The organism is Halorubrum rutilum, assembly GCF_024494565.1.
Map to the genome: position 1 here is coordinate 1 of NZ_JANHDN010000008.1, position 18,423 is coordinate 18,423.

Below are 18,423 nucleotides of genomic sequence, written 5' to 3' on the forward strand. Positions count from 1 at the left end.
CTTTCTCAGCGATGGGAAGCGACGCTACATATACTAGCGAGCTAAACCGGCACGAGAACGCGCGAGACCCGACTCTCTGGTCCTGCGGAGTCGAGTAAAATTCAGATGGACTCGCGGGGATTTGAACCCCGGGCCTCTTCCTTGCGAAGGAAGCGATCTGCCGCTGATCTACGAGCCCGCACCCGGAATCAATCGCCGTTCGTATTTGTACCTTACCTTTCGACGACCCGCACGCGGGTGGTTCGCAGGCGACGGCGGGCGCCGCGGCTCGCGACGAAGGCCGCCGATACCGACGGAATTAGATAGCCGCCCGCCCGATGTGCAGTCGAAACGATCCGCCCGGTGGCCATCAAACCGAGCCTAAACCAGATTAACGTTTTTGGGACGCATCCCACATTCGTTACCCTTTTGCGTGCGGACGACCCAGATCCGGGCATGGCAGAAGCGACGGCGACGGCGGACCCCGACCCGGCCGCGATCGCGGCCCTGAAACACGTCGGGCTCGTCGGCGGCCTGACCGAGACGAAGGTGTCGTGCGCGGCGCTGGGCGACCGCCTCGACGCCTCGACGCAGACGGCGTCCCGGCGGCTCCAGACCCTCGAATCGGCGGGCTACATCGAGCGCGACGTGGTCGGCGACGGCCAGTGGGTGCGCGTCACCGACGCGGGCGAGGCGGCCCTCCGCGCGGAGTACGCAGACTACCGCCGGCTGTTCGAGAGCGAGGTGGAGCTCGTCCTCCGCGGCGCCGTCACCGGCGGGATGGGCGAGGGGCGCCACTACATCACCCTGCCGGGCTACGCCGAGCAGTTCCGCGAGCGCCTCGGCTACGAGCCGTTCCCGGGCACGCTCAACGTCGACCTGAGCGAGGAGAGCGTCCGGCGGCGCGGCGAGATGGCCGGGATCGAGGCGGTCCCCATCGACGCGTGGGAAGACGAGGACCGCACCTACGGCGCGGCCTCGTGTTACGGCGTCACCCTCGTCGCCGGCGACGAGCGCTACGAGTCGGTCCACGCGATCGTCCCCGACCGGACCCACCACGACGACGACCAGCTAGAGCTGATCGCCCCCGACCGGCTCCGCGACGAGCTCGACCTCGACGACGGCGACGAGGTCGAGGTCCGGGTGAGCGCGACGAGCCGCGCCGACGACCCCGCCGAGAGCGAGGCCCCCGACCGCGAGGACCGGGAGACGGAGGTGGCCTGATGCGCGCCGACGTCGACGCCGACGGGGACGCCGAGGTGGCCCCGGGAGGCGACGCCGGGGCGACGGCCGACGGCGGGGCGACCACCGAGGGCGAGGCGGGCAAAGCGGGTGACGCGGCCGACGCGTCCGAGTCGGTCGAGCGCGCGCTCGCCGCCTTCCGCGCCGGCGACCCGGTCTGCGTCCACGACTTCGCGGACCGCGAGGGGGAGACGGACATCGTCTACCCCGCCGGGGCGGTCGACGAGGCCGCGGTCGCGCACATGCGCAACGACGCCGGCGGGCTGATCTGCGTGGCCGTGAGCGACGCCGTGGGCGACGCGTTCGACCTGCCGTTCCTCGCGGACGCCATCGACCACCCCGCGGTCGACGACGACCCCGACTACGACGACCGCTCCTCCTTCTCCCTCCCCGTGAACCACCGCGAGACGTTCACCGGGATCACCGACGCGGACCGGGCGCGGACCGTCTCCGAGCTCGCGAGCGCGGCCGACCGCGTGCGGGACGATCCGACCGGCTACGGGCCGGAGGACTTCGCCGCGGAGTTCCGCGCGCCCGGCCACGTCCACGTGCTGCGCGGCGACCGCGACGGGCTCGGCGGCCGGACCGGACACACCGAGCTCGGGCTCGCGATGGCCGAGGCCGTGGGCGCCGCGCCCGCCGCCGTCGTCTGCGAGATGCTCGACGACGAGACCGGCGACGCGCTCGCGCCCGCGGACGCCGCCGCCTACGCGGCCCGCCGCGGCATCCCCTACGTCGAGGGCGCCGCCCTCGTCGAGGCGCTGAAGTAATCGACCGCCGCTGCGGTCGGCGCGCGCCTGCGAGCGGTCGCCCCCGGCGACCGCGAGCCAGCACGTGCGAGGGACGCGGTGAGCGCTCGCAGAGCGCGAACCGCGAGGCTGGGGAGGCGTGAGGCTGCGGTGCGGGGCGGGTGGGACTCAAAGGGGCAGCCGGGAGGGCGAAGCCCGGCGACGGAAGCACCGCAGCGAGCAATGCGAGCGAGGAGCGCACCGAGCCGCGCGAGTCCCGCGAGCAGCGCGAGCGGGACCACGAACGTCGCAGCCCGCGCAGCGAAGCGAGCAGGAACGACGTTCGGAGGTCCTCCCGGCTGGGGCTTTGGAAGTGTTTGTCGTTGTCCCGTTGGAGGAATCGAAACTCCATTCCTCGCGACGGACCCGGTCGGTTGTTACAGTTTTAAGACCGCCGGCCGCAACCACGAACCATGGGATTCGACGAGATGGACGTCGACACGATCTGGAAGAACGGGGAGTTCCTCGACTGGGAGGACGCGACCACCCACGTTCTGACCCACGCGCTCCACTACGGGAGCGGCGTGTTCGAGGGCGTCCGCTGTTACGACACCGAGCGGGGGCCGGCGGTGTTCCGCTGGGACGAACACCTCGACCGGCTGTTCGACTCCGCGAAGATGTACGACATGGACATCGAGCACTCCCGCGAGGAGATCACCGAGGCGACCCTCGAACTCCTCGACCGGCAGGACCTCGACTCCGCGTACATCCGGCCGATCGCCTACTACGGGTACGACTCGCTGGGCGTCTCGCCGAAGGACTGCCCGACCGACCTCGTGCTCGCGGCGTGGCCGTGGGGGGCGTACCTCGGCGAGGAGGCCCTCGAAGACGGCGTCGACGTGATGGTCTCCTCGTGGCGGAAGCACGCCTCCTCGCAGGTGCCGACGAACGTGAAGACCACCGGCCTCTACGTCAACTCCATGCTCGCGGGCGAGGAGGCCCGGCGGAACGGCTACGTCGAGGCGATCGTCCTCAACAAGGAGGGGAACGTCGCCGAGGGACCGGGCGAGAACATCTTCATGGTGAACGACGGCGAGATCTACACCACCGGTCCCGCGCAGTCCATCCTCGAAGGGATCACCCGCGACACCGTCATCACGCTCGCGGAGGAGCGCGGCTACGAGGTCCACGACGAGGCCGTCATCTCTCGGGGACAGCTGTACACCGCCGACGAGCTGTTCTTCACCGGCTCGGCGGCCGAGGTCACCCCGATCCGCTCCGTCGACGACACCGAGATCGGCGCGGGCACCCGGGGACCGGTGACCGAGGAGCTCCAGCAGGCCTTCTTCGACCTCGTCGAGCGGCGGACCGACGACCACGACGAGTGGTTCGCCTACGTGTAGCGGTTCACGGCGCACCGCGACCCGCGGGAAACCGCGATTCGCGGCGCACCGCGGCGCACCGCGCTCAGTCGGTCTCGCCGTCGGTCGGAGGGCGTTCCGTCTGTCCGGGCGTGCCGTCGGTGCGGACGCCGCCGACCCCGCCCGGGCGGTCGGCGTCGCCCTCGGGCGGACGCTCCTCCTGAACGGGGACCTGGTGGGCGGACTCGGCGAAGCCCGCCGAGAGGACGCGAGTCATCCCCTCCTCGACCGTCTCGCCGGTCTCCTCGATGCGCTCCGGCTCGACCTCGATGACGAAGCCGGTGGTGATGTTCGGCGCCGTCGGCATGAACAAGACGATCTTCCCGTCGCGGGTCTTCTTCCCGGTGCGGAACGCCGTCATGCGGATCCCGGGCCACGTCTCGATGTACACCGGGCTCTGGAGCTCGTCGGTCCCGGAGACGGCCGTCTCGATCGCGAGCTTGGAGGCGTTGTACACCACGCGCAGCGCGGGGATCCGGTTGATCGCGCCGTCGACGGCCGACTCCGCCAGCCGGCCGAACGTCGTCCGCATGAAGTAGCCGACCGCGAGGACGACGGTGGCGAACACCGCGAGCGCGATGACCACGCGGGAGACCGGTTCCAGCGGGCCGGGGATGATCGCCGGCTGGAGCCCCTCGATGAGGGGGATCGAGGCGATGTAACGGTAGATCCACTGAATGACGAGGAGGAGGACGAGGAGGGGCGCCAGCACGATGAGCCCGCTGGCGAAGTCGCGTTTCCACGTGGACATCTGTCGAGTTGGTATGTGGCGGCGACGCTTAAGAGGGCTTCCACGCGTCGGCGACCCGGAACCAGCCGGCGACCCGGAACGCTCGTCGTCGCCACCGGCGAGCGACCTGAAATGCTCGCCGCCACCGTCACCGGCCGGCGACCGCCCGGAGCGCGAACGTCAGGTTCTCCTTGCGCTCGCGGACGCGCCGGTAGAAGTACGAGAGCCACTTGTCGCCGAACGGCGCGTACTGGACCACGTCGACGCCCTGCGCGGCCAGGTCGCGCTGGGCGTCCTCGCGGACCCCCATCAGCATCTGGACCTCGTAGTCGGTACCGTGGTCCCGGGCGAGCCGGTCCGCCAGCGAGATCATCGCCGGGTCGTGGCTGCCGACGGCGACGCCGCGGTCCCGGTGCTCGAAGAGGACGCGGAGGTCCTCGCGGTACGCCTCGTCGACGCGGGCCCCGTCCGTGTACGCGACCGACGCCGGCTCGTCGTACGCGCCCTTCACGAGCCGGATCGCCCCGGGGACGTCGACGAGGCGGTCGAGGTCGTCGCGGGTGCGCCTGAGGTTCGACTGGACGCACTGCCCGACGCGCCACGGGTACTCGGCCGCGATCGACTCGAAGGCGTCGAGGGTGTCGTCGGTGGTGTCGGCGCCCTCCATGTCGCACCAGACGAAGGCGTCGAGCGCGTCGGCGCGAGCGACGATCTCCCGGTAGTGCTCCTCGAAGAGCTCGGCGGAGGCGTCGAGCCCGATCTGCGAGGGCTTCACCGAGATCCGGGCGTCGAGGCCGCTGTCGGCGATGTCGTCGAGCAGAGAGAGATACGCGTCGGCGTCGGCGCGGGCGGCCGCCGGGTCGTCGTAGTGCTCGCCGAGCAGGTTGACGACGACGGCGATCCCGTCCTCGTTGCACGCGCGGACGTGGTCGAGGGCCTCCGGGACGCTCTCGCCGGCGACGAACCGCCGGGCGATCGGGGGGAGCATACCCGAGATGGGGGCGGCGGCGACTTCACTGTTGCCGAGCCGAGGGCCGGCCCCGTCCGGCGCGGATCCGTGGTTTATAAATCGCCGACGCCTGTCCACCGCGTATGATCGGCTCGCTCGTCGCGACGGCGTTCTGGGCGATGGTCCCCGCGTACGTGCCCAACAACGCCGCGGTGCTCGCCGGCGGCGGCCGCCCCATCGACGGCGGCCGCGAGTGGCGCGGGGCGCGCCTGCTCGGCGACGGGAAGACGTGGCGCGGCACGGCGGTCGGCACCCTCGTCGGCGTCGCCCTCGCGCTCGCGCTCAACCGCCTCAACGACCCCGCGAGCGCCGCGCTCGGGGTCGACCTCCCGACGTTCGCGCTCCCCGCGGCGGTCGCGCTCGCGTTCGGCGCGATGTGCGGCGACATCGGCGCCTCCTTCCTCAAGCGGCGCTCCGGCCGCGAGCGCGGCGCCGCGTTCCCCGGGCTGGACCAGCTCGACTTCGTCGTCGGGGCGCTCGCGGCCGTCGCCGTCGTCGACACCGACTGGGCGCTGGCGACGTTCACGCCCGCCGTCCTCGCCGCCGTCCTCGTGATGACGCCCGTCCTCCACGTTGTCACGAACGTCGGCGCCTACCTCCTCGGCCTGAAGGACGAGCCGTGGTGAGGGAGCGCGGCCGCGACCGGCCGCGAGGCCGAGCGGCCGAGGGCGCCGCCGGATCCGACGGAGCCGGCGAAGCCGACGAAACCGATGGAACTGGTAGAATCGACGGAACCGACCGATCCGGCCGATTTCCTCGCGACGACCGATCGCGCGTCGACGTTTCTCCGGACTGACGGGAACGGTGAGAAGATATTTATGTTCGCGTGGTATTCGTTCACACGCATGTCTAGTAGTGCACCCAGCTCGGACGACGACGTGCTCGACGAGTTCCTCTCCGACCGCGGCCACGAGACGGAGATCGTACGCTGGGAGCGATCCTATAACAAGCTCCAGTGTCCGGAGTGCGGTGCACTCCACCCCGAGGGAACGGCGCGGTGTGACGTCTGCGACTGGCGCCCGACCTGACGCCGACGACGGCGCAGGGGGGATTAGCGGTTTTCTTTCGCCTAGACTCGGCGGCAGCATTATGTGGGATCAATCGATACAGTCGACCATGCCGACCTGCCAGAACTGCGGTTCGTTCGTCACGACCGATTACGTTCGGGTGTTCACCCCGAACGAGGTCGACCGCCCTCGCGTCTGCCCCGCCTGCGAGGACCTCGTCCGCGACGGCGCCGACGTTCGGGAGGCCCGCGCGACCCGAAGCAACTGACCCGTCGACGGAGGCGATCGCTGGGTTCCGACCGGAGCGGCCCCGAGCCACGGCGTTTAAGGAGAACCGGGATCACGGGTAGACAATGACCGATCCCACGGTGACGCGACTGTTCGGCGGTCCGGGCAGCGGGAAGACCACGGCGCTCCTGGACCGCGTCGAAGGGATTCTCGAAGACGACGACGCCGATATCCGCGACGTCCTCGTCGTCTCGTACACGCGCGCGGCCGCCGCCGAGATCCGCGAGCGCCTCGCGGAGCGGCTCGACGTCTCCCCGCGCAGCCTCCAGGGGAACGTGAGCACGATGCACGCGAAGGCGTACGAGCTGCTCGATCTGTCGCGCGGCGACGTCGTCGGCGAGGACGACAAGGAGGCGTTCTGCGAGGAGTACGGCATCGAGTTCGAGGACCAGCACGGCGGCGCCGGCCGCCGGACCGCGCGGTCGACGACCATCGGCAACAAGATCATCGCCACCTCGCAGTGGCTCCAGCGCACCGAGCGCGACGTGGCCGACTGGTACGACGTGCCCTTCCAGTGGAACGTCGAGGAGGTCCGGCTGCCGCCCGAGGAGGACCCCAACGCCCAGCAGGGGAACAAGTACACCCCGACGTGGCCCTCCGACGACGACCGGATCGACATCCCCGAGACGATCCGGGCGTGGCGCGGCTACAAGGGCGACAACGACCTCGTCGGCTTCGCGGACATGCTCGAACGCGTCGCGCAGCGCTCGCTCGTCCCGAGCGTCGACTACCTGATCATCGACGAGTTCCAGGACATCACGACGCTGCAGTACAACGTCTTCGAGGAGTGGCGCCCGCACATGGAGAAGGTGCTCATCGCCGGCGACGACGACCAGGTCGTCTACGCGTGGCAGGGCGCCGACCCCGACCTCCTGCTGGACACCGAGGTCGACGAGGACGTGGTCCTCCCGAACTCCTACCGGCTCCCCTCCGAGATCCTCAACGTCGTCAACGCCGAGATCCGCCACATCGACAAGCGCCAGGAGAAGGACCTCCACCCGCGCAAGGAGGGCGGCACCGTCGAGGCGATCCAGGCGCCGTCGATGATCGAGCTCGTCCGGAACGTCCGGTACACGGTCGAGGACGACGAGGGCGACATCATGTGCTTGTTCCGCGCGCGGTACCAGATGTTCGACTTCATCGACGAGTTCATCGACCACGGGATCCCGTTCACGATGCTCACCGACGGGCGGATGTGGACCGACCGCGTGCAGGACTACGTCAGCGCCGTCGAGAAGGCGGAGGCGGGCGATCCCGTGAACGGGCTGGAGGCCCGGCGGCTCGCCGACATGCTCCAGGACTCCGCGTTCGGCACCCACGACCGCGACGAGTTCTACGACTTCCTCGACGACCGCGAGGAGGCCGCCGACGCCGACGACGTCTCCCTGATCGAGGTGACGCCCGACGAGCTCGACGACCACATCCCCTTCATGCCGGACACCGCGAGCGCCGACGACATGGTCCGGAAGGTGACGAGCTTCCAGCGCAAGTCGATGGGGGCGTACTTCGACGGCGACTACGGGGAGACGGACCCGACCCGCGTCCGCGTCGGCACCATCCACTCCGCGAAGGGCCGCGAGGCGGACCACGTGTTCGTCGCGACCGACCTCACGGAGAAGGTCGTCGAGCAGATGGCGGCCTCCATCGACGACCCGACCGACGTCGACGGCGTCGACGAGTTCACGAAGGCGACGAGCCCCGTCCCCGTCCTCACGGACAACGAGCGCCGGGTGTTCTACGTCGGGATGTCCCGCGCCCGCGAGCGGCTCGTGATCATGGAGAGCCTCATCGGCGGGGCGCCGACGCTCCCGATCAGCGTCCTCCTCTTCAACGAGCTCCGCGACGAGACCCCCGAGGAGCTCGTCGAGGAGGTCCAGGCCGAGCTGGCGGTCCCCGAACCGGAGCCGTGAGCGACGGGGGCGAGGGGGACGGCGGCGACGCCGCGCTCGCCGGAGGCGACCGCCGGCTCCGACCCCTCCGAACCGACCTCACCCCGATCGCCGAGGCCGTCGCGGCCGCCGACGCCGACGCGTTCGTCGCGGTCGGCGACCGCTTCGACGACGACGTGCGGTACCTCACGCGCTTTTCCGGCCCGGACCGAGCGTCCGCGCTGGTGGTGGTTCCGGAGGACGGGGCCGAGGGCGACGACGAGGACCGCGACGGCGACGGCGCGGGCGGCCGCGGCGCGGTTGCCCGCGCCGTCTGCTGCCCGCCGAGCCTCTTCGCCGAGCAGGCCGAGCGGGAGTTCGTCGGGAGCGCGCGCGCTCGAAGCGACGGTGAGAGCGACGGCGACGCCGGCTTCCACGACGGCGTCGCCCGCGAGGTCCGGACCGAGAGCGTCGGCGACCACGCCGGGGAACGCGCGGCCGCGGCGGTCGCGGCGCTGCTCGGCGACGGCGACGCGACGGAGGACGAGGGTTCGAACGGCGACGGCGGGTCGAACGCCGACGGCGCCGCCGACCGCACCCTCCTCGTCCCGCCCGCGGTCCCCCACGACGCCGCCGTCTACCTCGAACGCGCCGGGAACGCGCTCGCGTCGACCGACGCGGTGACGACGACGCGGGCCCGGAAGACCGGCGCGGAGCTCGACCGCCTCCGCCGCGTCCAGCGCGCGGCGGCCGCGGGGATGGCGCGCGCGGAGACCGTGCTGGCGGGCAGCGAGGTCGACGAGGGCGACGCGGGGAGACCGATCCTCCGGTGGGCGGGCGCCCCCCTGACGACCGAGCGGCTCCGGCGCGAGGCGAACGCGGTCCTCGCCGCCCGCGGCGTCCGCGACGCCGGCAACACCGTGATCGGCGCCGGCCCGTCGGCCGCGGACCTCCACTACGTCGGCGACGAGCCGGTCCGGCCGGGCGAGACGGTGTTGCTCGACATCTCGCCGCGCGGCCCCGACGGCTACTACGGGGACCTGACCCGGACGTTCGTCGTCGACGGCGACGGCGGCTGGGAGCGCCGCGCGTACGTCGCGGTCGAGGCCGCCCGCGAGGCCGCGCTCGCGGAGGTCGAGCCCGGCGTGCCGGCGAAGACCGTCCACGGCGAGGCGGCCGCCGAGCTGGCCGCCTACGGCTTCGATCCGAACGCCGGCGAGGGCGAGGCGGGGTTCACGCACGGCACCGGTCACGGCGTGGGCGTGAGCCTCCACGAGTCGCCGTCGCTGTCGGCAGGGGGGGCAGGCAAGCTGCGATCGGGACACGTCGTGACGGTCGAACCCGGCGTCTACGACCCGGACGTCGGCGGCGTGCGGCTGGAGGACCTCGTCGTCGTCACCGAGGACGGGTACGAGCTCCTCGCGGAGTATCCGTTCGGAATCGTGCCGGAAGAGCGGTAGGGAGCGCGGCGCGACTCACTTCTCCGATGCATCCGTCGGCGCCGAATCGGTCGCGTCCGCCTCGGCGGCGTCCTCGCCCCGGAGCTGTCGCGGGAGCAGTCCCGAGATCAGCCCGCGGAGGATCCGGCCCGGGTCGAGGAAGTACTGGGGGAGGACGACCATCGCGACGGCGACGACGAGCAGCCCGGCGCCGAGCGCGACCTCGCCGGCGAACAGCCGGATAACGGCGTAGTTCGCGAGCGGCAGCGCGAAGACCAGCGACGCCGCCAGCCCGATCATGTCGGTCAGCCCGAGGTTCATTGGCGGCGGGTTGGCGCCGGGCGTTCAAAAGGGGCGCGGGAGGGAGGGGAACGGGCGCCGAGAGGTCGGCCGAACACCGAACCGATATGTGTCGCGCGCGCCCAGTTCCGGTATGTTCACCGGCATCGTCGAGGGCACCGGGACCGTCCGCGAGCGGACCGAGACCGAGGACGGGCTCCGGCTTCGGATCGGCGTCGACGGCTTCGACGACCTCCACCACGGCCAGTCGATAAGCGTCAGCGGGGTCTGCCTGACCGTCGAGGAGTACGATACCGGCGCCGACGCGAACGGCACCGACGAGGGAGGCGCCGACGGCTGGTTCGAGGTGTTCCTCGCGAGCGAGACGGTGGCGAAGACGTACCTCGGCGACGTCGGTGAGGGCGACGCCGTCAACGTCGAGCGCGCGATGCCCGCCGACGGGCGGTTCGACGGCCACGTCGTGCAGGGCCACGTCGACACCGTCGCCGAGGTGACGGGGATCGAGCGCGTCGGCGAGGACTGGCGGTTCACCTTCGCGATTCCCGAGGGCCACGCCGACTACCTCGTCGACAAGGGGTCGGTGACGCTCGACGGGATCTCGCTGACGGTCGCGGAGAAGCGCGAGGCGGAGTTCGACGTCGCGATCATCCCGACGACGTACGAGCTGACGACGCTCTCGAAGAAGTCGGTCGGCGACCCGGTCCACCTAGAGGTCGACGTGATCGCGAAGTACGTCGAGAACATGCTGGAGGGGTACGCCTGAGAGGTGATATGGCGAGGCGGCGATTCGAAACCTCGGGTAGATCGGCCGTGTAATTCCGGGGCCGAGACCGCAGTGGACTCCGTCAAACAATCAGTCGCTCTTTTATAAACCGGTGTCTACGGATCGGCGGCGAACACCTCCAAAGCCCCAGCCGCGAGGGCTCGGTGCGCTCGCTGCGCTCCTCGTCACTCGCTTCGCTCGTTCCTGCGGTCCTTGCGTCGCGCGCCTTCGCCCTCGCGACTGCCCCTTTGAGTCCCGCCCCGCACGGCACCGCACAGCACCTCACGCCTCCCCAGCCTCGTCACCGGACTACGTCCGGTTGCAAGCGAGAGCTTCGCTCTCGCCCTGTCGCTGGCGACTGGCGCCGCCAGCGACTCCCTCGCGCGTGCTGACTCGCGGCCGCCGGGGGCGGCCGCTCACAGGCACGCGCCGGCCGCATCGACGGTCCGCTCAGTCCGGCGGATCGACTGTCCCCCGCACAGAGCATCCGCGAGCGAAGCGAGCGGTTCACCGACGGCGAGGCGAACGCCGAGCCGTCGGATTTTTCCCTCCAGGTTTTTCGAGGAGAGGTTCCAGAAGCGAACGAAGTGAGCGAAGGAACCCGACGAGAAAGAGGTGGTCAGTCGTCGTGCGCGTCCTTCGCCCCGTTCACCGTCTCGCGGACGGCGTCGACGCCCTCGTCGTGGAGCAGGTCGCCGACGACGATCACGTCGCTGTGGGCGGCCATCTCGTTGGCCGACTCGTAGTCCGAGATTCCGCCGCCGTAGAAGAGCGTGGCGTCGTCGAGCGCGTCGTGGGCGGCGGCCACCTTCTCGGTGTCGCCGAACGTGCCCGAGTACTCGACGTAGACGATCTCCTGGCCGAACATGCGCTCCGCGACCTTCGCGTACGCGCCCACGTCGTCGGCCGCGAGGTCGCAGTTCGCGTCGGTCACCTCCGCGACCGCGGCGTCGGGGTTGAGGACGATGTACGCCTCGGTGTGGGTCCGGTCCCAGTCGAGGTCGTCGATGCGGACCCACTCCTTGTGCGCGCCCGTGATCCAGAACGGGCCGCCGGCGTTGAACACCGTCGGGATCAGGTAGCCGTCGAGCGCGGGCGAGTCGATGACGACGCCGGGGTTCGACGGCTCCTGGTACAGCGGGACGTCGTACTCGGCCGCGGCGTCGACGACGCGCGTCATCTTCTCCGCGGTGACGTCGAGGGTCCCGCCGATCTCGATCGCGTCGGTGCCGGTGCGGCAGACGTCCTCGAAGGTCTCGCCGTCCCGCAGTTCCTTGTCGGGATCGACCTTCAGCACGTGGTCCCAGTCGTCCCACGGGTTACTCATCGGCAACGACTCCACCGGGCGGCACCAAAAAGGTGCGGAACCTGCCTCGTCGTCCGTCCCTCGGCGAACCCCGCGCCGCTCACAGCAGGTCGTCGAGCTCGTCGTTGTCGAACGCGGACGCGGGGTCGACCCGCTCCTCCGCCTCGTCGCGGACCGCCTGCCGGGCGCGTTCGAGGAACGCCTCGACCCGGCGGGAGCGCTCGACGCCGCCGAGCAGCACGAGGGCCGCGATCCGGTCGGAGTCGAGCGGGAAGTCGCCGCCGCGCACCTGCGTCGACCCCGTCTCCTCCTGGAGCCACTTGCGCGCCTTCTCCGCGCCCTTCCGGGAGATCCGGTCCGGGTCGCCGGCGACGGCGACGAGGGCGGCGTCGGCGTCGGTCGCGTTCGGGAGCGACATGCCCGTCATCACCGCGCTCCGGACGGTACTCATCACGGTCGCGACGTTCTCCTCGGCGTCCTCGGCGGCCGGCGCCGAGGCGAACCCGACCGCCGCCATTCCGCCGGCCCGAAGCGTGTTGATCACCTCGCTCGTGTCGACGACGGACTCGCCGACGCCCTCGACCGCCTCGCCGGCGGCCAGGAGGAGGCCGACGCGCCGCGCCATCGACTCGTTGATCGCGGCGTAGCCGCCCTCCACCGACTCGCCCGCGGAGCGCCACGCGTCGTTGTCGAGCAGGAGCGTCGCGTCCGCCTCGCGGACGAGCGTCTTCAGCGAGCGTCCCGCGTTCACCTGGTACATCGCGCCCTCGTCGCGGCCGGGGAGGATTCCGATCGCGTACACCGGCACGTCGTACACCCGGCTCAGCTCGCGGACGAGCACCGGCGCGCCGCCGGAGCCGGTGCCGCCGCCGAGCCCGGCGACCACGAACAGCGCCTCGGCCTCCGCGGTCACCTTCGGCGCGAGCGCGTCCAGCACCTCGGTCGCGTCCTCGTCCATCACGTCGGCGGCGAGCTCGTTGTCGCCGCCGACGCCGTGGCCGTTCACCCGCGACTGCCCGACGAGGACCGCGTCGAGCGGGAGGGGATCGAGGTCCGCCGCGGCCGTGTTGACCGCGAGCGCGTCGAGCACCGCGCCGTAGCCGGCGTCGGCGTCGAACCGGGCGAGGGCGGTCGCGAGCTTCCCGCCCGCCTGCCCGACGCCGAGGAGGACTGTCTTCATGATCGGTGGATACCGGATCCGACGTATTACGCCTTCCCCCGAGTTTAAGTGCGAAATCGGGCCCAACGGGCGACATGTCGAACGCCACCGACGACGGGCGTCGGCGCCCGGACCGCGGAGAGCGATCGCACGCCGCCGGAACCGACGGACGGGGGGACCCGCGGATCGAGGACCGACTCGACGAGCGCCTCAGCGCGGTCGAGCGCGCCGTGACGGAGTCCGACGCCGCCGTCGCGGACCTCGGGGACAGCGCCGCGGCCGCGGCGGAACGCGAGGCGCTGGAGTCGCGCGTGGCCGAGCTCGAATCGCGCGTCGAGGAGCTGGAGGCCGCGACGCAGGCGATCAGGGGGTACGTGGGGTCGATCCGGGCCGTCAACCGCGAGGTCGAACGCCGGGCCGACCTCGCGCTGGCGAGGGCGAGCTGCGGCGGGGACGCCGCCGCGGAGACCGCACCGCGGAGCGAGGCCGACCGCGCCGGCGCGGACCCGGACGGCGCCGGTCCAGGCGACGCGGTCTCGGGAGACGCGTCCCCGAGCGAGGCGGTCCCGGGCGAGGCGGCGCTCGACGCCGCCGTCCCCGAGGACGCCGCCGCTCCGAGAGGTGCCCCCGATCGGGGCGACGGGGGAGGAGCCTCCGACCCGGAGGCCGTCGAGTCCGACGGGGAGGCGGACGGATCGTGGCGAGACGGGCCGTTGGACCGACTCCGTGAGTCGCTGTAACGCGGGCCGTCCGACGGGTTCGGAGGCGGTGCCTCGGAACGGGGCCCCGGCGGGAGGGACGCGGGATCCGTGATCCGCGTCGTGCTCACGGTCCTCGTCGCCGTCGCCCTCCTCGCGGCGGCGGCGCCGGCGCTCGAAGACGCCAGGGCGAGCACGACCGTCGAACGGCTCGACACGGAGGTGGACCGGATCGAGCGCGTCGTCGGCGATCTCACCGCGGGCTCCGTGAGCGTCGCGGACCCCGCGCTCGCCGCGCGAACGACCCTGACCGTCCGGGTCCCGAGCGGGTTCGCGGCCGCGCCGGTCGACGGCGTCGCGCTCGTGGAGACCGGGGGCGTCGACGAGAGCGGCTCGACGACGACGGAACGGGGAGCGACGGACGCCGCGGAAGCGGAGGCGACGGCGACGGACGCCGCGGAGGCGGCGGCAACGGTCGACGACACGGAAGCGAGCGTCGCGCTCCGGTACCGGATCGACGGCGGCCGCGAGCGGACCGTCCAGATCGCGCCGGGGGTCGCGGACGCGACCGTCGCGGTCGACGGGGGAGCGATCGCGCTCCGGCCGGGCGGCGAGAGCCGGCTGGTCCTCCGCCTCGTCGACGACGGCGGACCGACAGTCCGGATCGCCAGGATCGGGTGAGCGCTTATATGCGATGCCGGGGGCACGCCCGCCGTGAACCTCGATCTCCCCTCGCTGTCGCGGATCGGCGGCGGCGAGCCGCCGCTGCGGTCGCTGCCGTGGACCGACGCCGAGCGGGACTGCCGGTGCGAACCGTCGTTCCGGGAACCGGTCGGAACGGGCGTCGGCGACCGCGCCGTGCTCGCGGTCGACGCCGGCGACTGCCCCGGCCGCGGCGACCTCGCCGAGAGCCCGGACTGCCTGGCGACCGTCGTCGAGGCGCTGACCGAGCGCGACGCCGACGTGATCAGGACCCGTCACCGGGGGCGCGAGCGGGCCTACGCCGGGCGGGCCGCCGCGTGTCTCGTCGCGGCGGGTCGGTTCCGCGAGCGGATCGGCTTCCACGAGACCCGGCTCGCCGACCGCGTGACGTGCGACCCGGTCGGCGCCGCCCGGGAGGCAACCGGGCGCGAGGGGCCGCCGGCCCGGATCGCCGCGGAGACGGGCCTCTCGACGGTCGTCGAGGGCGCCGACGAGGTCGGGGACGTGTTGCGAGCGCACGTCGGACCGCGGATCGCGGCCGCGCGGGTCGCGACCGCGCCGCCGCCGGGCGCCGAACTCGTCGATCGCTGGGGGCTGGATACCGGCGCGACCGTCCGGTTATACGAGGGGTCCGGACCGCTCCGGACGTATCACCTCACGCCGCCGGTCCGGGACCTCGACGACGGGGCGGTCGGACGGCTCGACGACGCGAAGCGGCGCCTGCTCGACGACCCGACCGGAGGGGCCCGAGCGCCGGGGCGCGCCGCCCGCGCGGCCGCGGAGGACGGCGACCCCGTCTCGACGCTCGCCGAGGTACTGCGTCGGCACACGCGGGGCTACGGGGCGTTCGAACACGTGTTCGCCGACGACCGGGTGAGCGACGCGACGCTGTCGGCGCCGGTGACCGAGAACCCGCTCCGCGTCGTCGTCGACAGCGAGCGCTGTCGGACGAACGTGCGGCTCCCGCCCGAGGGGGCCGCCACGCTCGCGTCCCGGCTCCGCCGGACCAGCGGTCGGGGGTTCTCGCGCGCGAGCCCCACGCTCGACGCGACGCTGGAGACGGACGCCGGCCGCGTCCGCGTGGCCGCGACGACCGACCCCGCCAGCGACGGCCTCTCGTTCGCCTTCCGCCGCGGCGACCCCGACGCGTGGACCCTCGCGCGGCTCGTCGACGTCGGCACGGTCACCCCGGCCGCCGCCGGCCTCCTCGCCGTCGCCGTCGGGCGCGGCGTGACCGGGCTCGTGGCCGGCGGACGCGGCGCGGGGAAGACGACCGCGCTCGGCGCGCTCCTGTGGGAGCTCCCCGCGGAGACGCGGTCGATCCTGATCGAGGACACCCCCGAGCTCCCGGCGAGCGCCCTGACGGCCGCCGGGCGGGACGCGCAGCGGCTCCGCGTCGGCGACGGGGCGGAGCCGTCGCCGAGCGACGCGGTCCGGACCGCGCTCCGACTCGGCGGCGGGGCGATCGTCGTCGGCGAGGTCCGCGGCGAGGAGGCGCAGGCCCTCTACGAGGCGATGCGCGTCGGGGCGACCGGCGAAACGGTGCTCGGGACGATCCACGGCGAGGACCCGGCCGCGGTCCGGGAGCGGGTGGTCTCCGACCTGGGCGTGTCGCCCTCGTCGTTCGCCGCGACCGACCTGATCGTCCTGCTCGACGACCACCACGTCGACGTGATCGCCGAGGTCGTCGGACGCGACGACGGCGCCGCGTTCGACCCGCTGTTCGAGCGAACGGGCGAGGGGCTGGCGCCGACCGGACGGATCGACCGCGGCGAGAGCCGGCTCGTCGAGCGACTCGCGGGGACAGACGGATCGTACGCCGCGGCCAGGGCGGCCGTCGAGGACCGGGGGGAGCGGATCCGCGAGGCGGTCGCCGCCGGGCGGACCGACCCGGAGCGCTACGTCGAGTTCGTCGGCGCGGACGGTGAGACGGGATGACGGGACCGGTCGAGGGTCCGGCCGACGGCTCGGTCCGCGGGCGGGGAGACGGCGACGCGGCCGGGTCCGCGGAGCTCCGCCGCGCGATCGCGTTCCTCGGCTGGGAGACCCCGGCCGAGCGCGTCGTCGAGGTCGGCCATCGCGCCGGCGTCGGCGCCGGCCTCCTCTCCGTCGCCGCGCTCTCCCTCGTCGTCGGGCCGGTCCCGGGGGCGCTCGCCGGGCTCGCCTGCGGGCTGACGGCGACCCACGCGGTCCATCGGACGCCGGTGTGGCTCGGGGAACTGCGGCGGACGCGTGCGCTCGGGGCGGCGCCCGGTCTCGTCGGCCGGCTCGTGTTGCGGATGCGGCTGGACCCGTCGGCGGAGCGCGCCGTCCGGTTCGCCGCGCGCACCGGGGACGGGCCCCTCGCCGAGGGGCTGGCGCGCCACGAGCGCGGGAGCGCGAACGGGCCGACGAGCGGGCTCCGGGCGTTCGCCCGGGAGTGGCGCCCGTGGTTCCCCGCGATCGACCGCGCCGCGGCGCTGGTCCGGACGGCGGCGTCGGCGCCGGCGGAGCGGCGGGGGCGCTGCCTGGACCGCGCGCTCGACGCGACCGTCACCGGGACGACCGACCGGCTCGCGGCGTTCGTCGGCGAGGTCCGCGGTCCCGTCTCCGCGCTGTACGCCTTCGGCGTACTGCTCCCGCTTGCGCTGATCGCCCTACTGCCCGCGGCCGCGGCGTCCGGAGTGCCGATCGGGGCCGGCGTCGTCACCGGGCTGTACCTCGGCGTCCTCCCCGCCGGGCTGCTCGCCGCGTCGGCGTGGCTGCTCTCGCGGAGACCGGTCGCGTTCGCGCCACCGTCGATCGACGGCGACCACCCGGACGTGCCGGAGCGCGGGCGACGCGCCGTCGCGGCCGGCGCGGTCTCCGGGGTCGTCGCGGCCGCGACCGCCGCGCGGCTGGTCGCCGGGTGGACCGCGCTCGTGGCCGGAGCGGGCGTCGGGACGGGGGCGGCGCTCCTCGTCGGCGTCCGACACCGACGGGCGGTGCTCTCCGAGATCCGCGCCGTCGAGCGCGGGCTCCCGGACGCCATGACCGTCATCGGCGGCGACGTGGCCGAGGGCGTCGCCGCCGAGACGGCGATCGCGAACGCCGGCGAGCGGCTCGACGGCGCGACCGGCGAGCTGTTCGAGCGCGCCGGCCGTCGCAGCGAGACGCTCCGAGTGAGTGTGCGGGAGGCGTTCCTCGGTCGGGGCGGGCCCGCCGTTCCGGTCCCGTCCCCGCGGGTCCGCGGCGCGGTGGCCCTGCTCGCCGTCGCCGCCCGAGAGGGGCGCCCGGCGGGCGACGTGCTCCTCGAACTCGCCGACCAGCTGGAGGAGCTCCGCGCGCTCGAAACCGACGCCCGGCGACAGCTCGCGACCGTGACGGGGACGCTGACGAACACCGCCGCGGTGTTCGCGCCGCTCGTCGGGGGCGCGACCGTCGCGCTCGCGACGGGGATCGAGACGGTCGACGCCGGCGGGTTGGGAGCCGGGGCGACCGCCGGCGCGGACGTCCTCGGAGTCGGCGGCGGGGACCCCGCCGGCGCCGGAGGCGCGGGCACGGCCGAGGGAGACGCCGGCGGCGGCTCCGGAACGCTCTCCGTCCCCCTGCTCGGTCGGGTCGTCGGCGCCTACGTCCTGATCCTCGCGGCGCTGCTCACCGCGCTGGCGACGGGGCTGGAACGCGGGTTCGACCGGACGCTGGTGGCCTACCGCGTGGGGATCGCGCTGCCGACCGCGACGGCGACGTACCTCGTCGCGTTCGTCGGCGCGGAGGCGTTGCTGTAGCGACCGCCCCCCGACCGCTCCGTAGCGACCGACCCCCG

General features: G+C 73.0%; 18 protein-coding genes and 1 tRNA gene. 13 read left to right on the forward strand and 6 right to left on the reverse strand.

What is annotated here, in order from left to right:
- Window positions 1-106 precede the first annotated feature (106 nt).
- Window positions 107-178 (reverse strand) — tRNA-Ala (locus tag NO900_RS14980).
- 257 nt (window positions 179-435) lie between these two features.
- On the opposite strand from NO900_RS14980, the gene NO900_RS14985 reads away from it, so the two are divergent.
- The 3 genes from NO900_RS14985 to NO900_RS14995 all read left to right on the forward strand — a co-directional run bounded on the left by NO900_RS14985 (window position 436) and on the right by NO900_RS14995 (window position 3,352).
- Entirely contained in the window at window positions 436-1,203 is a 768-nt protein-coding gene (locus NO900_RS14985; protein WP_256409845.1) for a CTP-dependent riboflavin kinase, read from the forward strand.
- Window positions 1,203-1,991, forward strand: a complete 789-nt coding sequence (ribB, locus tag NO900_RS14990; protein WP_256409846.1) for a 3,4-dihydroxy-2-butanone-4-phosphate synthase — start codon at window positions 1,203-1,205, stop codon at window positions 1,989-1,991. The genes NO900_RS14985 and ribB overlap by 1 nt, the downstream gene beginning before the upstream one ends.
- A 431-nt stretch (window positions 1,992-2,422) precedes the next feature.
- A complete protein-coding gene (locus tag NO900_RS14995) occupies window positions 2,423-3,352 on the forward strand; it encodes a branched-chain amino acid transaminase (RefSeq protein ID WP_256409847.1) in 930 nt (309 codons plus the stop codon).
- Between the two features lie 64 nt (window positions 3,353-3,416).
- Here the strand turns inward: NO900_RS14995 and NO900_RS15000 are convergent, their stop codons facing one another.
- Together NO900_RS15000 and NO900_RS15005 are read right to left on the reverse strand one after the other, a co-directional pair.
- Window positions 3,417-4,121, reverse strand: coding sequence for a DUF502 domain-containing protein (locus tag NO900_RS15000; RefSeq protein ID WP_256409848.1), 705 nt, complete (start codon window positions 4,119-4,121; stop codon window positions 3,417-3,419).
- Between the two features lie 127 nt (window positions 4,122-4,248).
- On the reverse strand, window positions 4,249-5,088 hold the full coding sequence (locus NO900_RS15005) for a proline dehydrogenase family protein (RefSeq protein WP_256409849.1): 840 nt from the start codon (window positions 5,086-5,088) through the stop codon (window positions 4,249-4,251).
- A gap of 104 nt (window positions 5,089-5,192) precedes the next feature.
- On the opposite strand from NO900_RS15005, the gene NO900_RS15010 reads away from it, so the two are divergent.
- From NO900_RS15010 to NO900_RS15030, 5 genes are all read left to right on the forward strand, one after another.
- Complete coding sequence (locus NO900_RS15010; protein WP_092565637.1) at window positions 5,193-5,735, forward strand: CDP-2,3-bis-(O-geranylgeranyl)-sn-glycerol synthase; 543 nt, start codon at window positions 5,193-5,195, stop codon at window positions 5,733-5,735.
- A gap of 219 nt (window positions 5,736-5,954) precedes the next feature.
- Complete coding sequence (locus NO900_RS15015; RefSeq protein WP_092565639.1) at window positions 5,955-6,137, forward strand: HVO_0416 family zinc finger protein; 183 nt, start codon at window positions 5,955-5,957, stop codon at window positions 6,135-6,137.
- An 88-nt stretch (window positions 6,138-6,225) separates the two neighbouring features.
- Window positions 6,226-6,384 (forward strand): DUF7563 family protein, encoded by a 159-nt coding sequence (locus tag NO900_RS15020; RefSeq protein ID WP_008002314.1) that lies wholly within the window; start codon window positions 6,226-6,228, stop codon window positions 6,382-6,384.
- An 85-nt stretch (window positions 6,385-6,469) separates the two neighbouring features.
- Window positions 6,470-8,314, forward strand: a complete 1,845-nt coding sequence (locus NO900_RS15025; protein WP_256409850.1) for a UvrD-helicase domain-containing protein — start codon at window positions 6,470-6,472, stop codon at window positions 8,312-8,314.
- Window positions 8,311-9,732, forward strand: coding sequence for a M24 family metallopeptidase (locus NO900_RS15030; RefSeq protein WP_256409851.1), 1,422 nt, complete (start codon window positions 8,311-8,313; stop codon window positions 9,730-9,732). Before NO900_RS15025 ends, NO900_RS15030 begins: the two co-directional genes overlap by 4 nt.
- Window positions 9,733-9,747: 15 nt before the next feature.
- Here NO900_RS15030 and NO900_RS15035 read toward each other — a convergent pair whose 3' ends face one another.
- Window positions 9,748-10,032 (reverse strand): DUF7533 family protein, encoded by a 285-nt coding sequence (locus NO900_RS15035; protein ID WP_256409852.1) that lies wholly within the window; start codon window positions 10,030-10,032, stop codon window positions 9,748-9,750.
- A gap of 112 nt (window positions 10,033-10,144) precedes the next feature.
- Between NO900_RS15035 and NO900_RS15040 the strand changes: the two genes are divergently transcribed.
- Window positions 10,145-10,774: a riboflavin synthase gene (locus NO900_RS15040; protein WP_256409853.1), complete on the forward strand. Its 630-nt coding sequence runs from the start codon at window positions 10,145-10,147 to the stop codon at window positions 10,772-10,774.
- Window positions 10,775-11,393: 619 nt separating this feature from the next.
- Here NO900_RS15040 and NO900_RS15045 read toward each other — a convergent pair.
- Together NO900_RS15045 and NO900_RS15050 are read right to left on the reverse strand one after the other, a co-directional pair.
- Complete coding sequence (locus NO900_RS15045) at window positions 11,394-12,101, reverse strand: phosphoglycerol geranylgeranyltransferase (protein ID WP_256409854.1); 708 nt, start codon at window positions 12,099-12,101, stop codon at window positions 11,394-11,396.
- 79 nt (window positions 12,102-12,180) lie between these two features.
- Complete coding sequence (locus tag NO900_RS15050) at window positions 12,181-13,260, reverse strand: tubulin/FtsZ family protein (protein ID WP_256409855.1); 1,080 nt, start codon at window positions 13,258-13,260, stop codon at window positions 12,181-12,183.
- Window positions 13,261-13,334: 74 nt separating this feature from the next.
- Between NO900_RS15050 and NO900_RS15055 the strand changes: the two genes are divergently transcribed.
- From NO900_RS15055 to NO900_RS15070, 4 genes are all read left to right on the forward strand, one after another.
- The gene (locus NO900_RS15055; RefSeq protein ID WP_256409856.1) at window positions 13,335-13,979 is read left to right on the forward strand and encodes a DUF7310 family coiled-coil domain-containing protein; all 645 of its coding nucleotides are present in this window, start codon (window positions 13,335-13,337) and stop codon (window positions 13,977-13,979) included.
- A gap of 69 nt (window positions 13,980-14,048) precedes the next feature.
- Window positions 14,049-14,618: a DUF7311 family protein gene (locus NO900_RS15060; RefSeq protein ID WP_256409857.1), complete on the forward strand. Its 570-nt coding sequence runs from the start codon at window positions 14,049-14,051 to the stop codon at window positions 14,616-14,618.
- Between the two features lie 33 nt (window positions 14,619-14,651).
- Window positions 14,652-16,577, forward strand: a complete 1,926-nt coding sequence (locus tag NO900_RS15065) for an ATPase, T2SS/T4P/T4SS family (protein WP_256409858.1) — start codon at window positions 14,652-14,654, stop codon at window positions 16,575-16,577.
- Entirely contained in the window at window positions 16,574-18,385 is a 1,812-nt protein-coding gene (locus NO900_RS15070) for a type II secretion system protein (RefSeq protein ID WP_256409859.1), read from the forward strand. The genes NO900_RS15065 and NO900_RS15070 overlap by 4 nt, the downstream gene beginning before the upstream one ends.
- The last annotated feature ends 38 nt before the right edge of the window (window positions 18,386-18,423 follow it).